Origin of the sequence: Desulfovibrio sp. 1214_IL3152 (genome assembly GCF_036763055.1) — a bacterium.
Lineage (GTDB): Bacteria > Desulfobacterota > Desulfovibrionia > Desulfovibrionales > Desulfovibrionaceae > Desulfovibrio.
Genome location: NZ_JBAIYW010000229.1, coordinates 1 through 1,556 on the forward strand (window position 1 = coordinate 1; position 1,556 = coordinate 1,556).

Annotated in this window: 2 protein-coding genes; one reads left to right on the top strand and one right to left on the bottom strand. The window is 60.2% G+C overall.

From position 1 onward, the window contains the following. Window positions 1–73: 73 nt before the first annotated feature. Window positions 74–928 carry a DUF169 domain-containing protein gene (locus V6C07_RS04890; RefSeq protein ID WP_333543392.1) on the top strand — a complete coding sequence of 285 codons (855 nt, stop codon included), beginning with the start codon at window positions 74–76 and terminating at the stop codon, window positions 926–928. Window positions 929–1,030: 102 nt separating this feature from the next. On the opposite strand, the gene V6C07_RS04895 is transcribed toward V6C07_RS04890, so the two are convergent. Continuing rightward, window positions 1,031–1,456, bottom strand: coding sequence for a hypothetical protein (locus tag V6C07_RS04895; RefSeq protein ID WP_333535247.1), 426 nt, complete (start codon window positions 1,454–1,456; stop codon window positions 1,031–1,033). Window positions 1,457–1,556 lie beyond the last annotated feature (100 nt).

Below are 1,556 nucleotides of genomic sequence, written 5' to 3' on the forward strand. Positions count from 1 at the left end.
CGCACAGCCGCGCATGCCGGGCAACGCATGGCGGGCGCAAAGCCGCCGCAACCCTGACTGCAAGGAGCGCGCAATGCAACAGCTTGTTGAGCAGACGCAAAAACTGCTGGATCTTCTGGGCCATAACGAGGCCCCGTTGGGCGTGTATTACACGGACGTAAAACCGGAAGGCTATGGCCCCAAAGCCGGAGAAATCTACAGCCGGGAGCGCGAGGCCGCCGGAGAGATCGACTGGCAAAAGGCTTTCGGTTCTTTCTCATGCATCATCGGCAATATCCGGCTGGCGCGCAAAAAGCGTACGGCGGCGTGGATAAGCCACAAGGAATGCGGCTGCATGGGGGGCGGGTATTATTCCGGCGTATATGCGCCTTACCTTGATATGAACGTCCACTATGTGTCCACGGGTGTGCCGGGAACGCCCATTGAAGGGGAACATTACCTGCCGTCGCCGGAAAGCATGGTGGCATTTATGGAAGACTGCGCGCCGCCCCTGCAGGAAGGCAAATATTGCGTGATCAAGCCGCTGGAGCAGTTCAGCCAGGCGGAGCAGCCCCTGGTGGTGGTCTTTTTCGCGCGGCCGGAGGTCATGACCGGACTGCACAATCTGGCCTGCTATACTGTGGGCAGCCATACCGGAGTTGTTTCGCCGTTCGGAGCAGGCTGTACCAATATCATTGCCTGGCCCCTGGTGTATGAACGCCGTGGACAGCCCTGTGCGGTCATTGGAGGGTTTGATCCTTCCGCCCGCAAGTACATGAAGGCAGACGAGCTGAGCTTTGCCGTTCCCCTCGGCCTGTACGGCGAGATGCTGAACAGGATGGACTCGTCGGCCCTCACACGGGACACCTGGGCCGGAGTGCGCAAGAAAGTGCTTAAAAGTCGCAGGATATGGGGCGAAGGGGGAGAGGAGAGGGAGGGGCAAGCGTAGGGCGAAGAGACGTCGGCAGGGTATTTCGGGGCAGGGCCGCTGCTTTTGCGGCGCTTCCTGCCCTTGCTCCTGATCTGCCTGCCTGAGAGGCAGACCCTACATCTAGTCGGCTTCCTGTGCCAGGATCAGATCCACCTCGTCCACGCTCAGGCCCGCATTGCGGGCGATCTGGCGGCTTGAGAGCCCCTTGCGCCTGCCGTTGAGGATGATTTCGCGCAGGAACTGGGGCGAACGGCTGATACCTTCGGCCTGTTCCAGCAGACGGCGCAGATATTGGGCGCGTTCTTCAAGCTTGCCGTCCAGGTTTTGCAGCTCTGCCTGGCGTTGGGCGAAGGTCGCCACAATTTCGCGCTCCAGCCGGGCATTCATTTCTATGCGGGCCAGCAGCGCTTCCTGATTGCCTTGCAGGGCGTTGAGCATGGCTTCAGAGCGTCGCAGGCGCAGATAGAAAAAAAGCACGCCGCCAAGAATGGCCAGTTCAAGAATGGAGAAAGCGACAATGAGGGCAAAAACGAGATTGGCATTCATACTTTGACATTCAGAAGTTTGCCCACCAAGGGGGAGTCCGGCTCACGCGGGACATCGTTTGTTTCCGGCGGCGTCGGCGGGGGGCGTTTGCGGCGTCGGC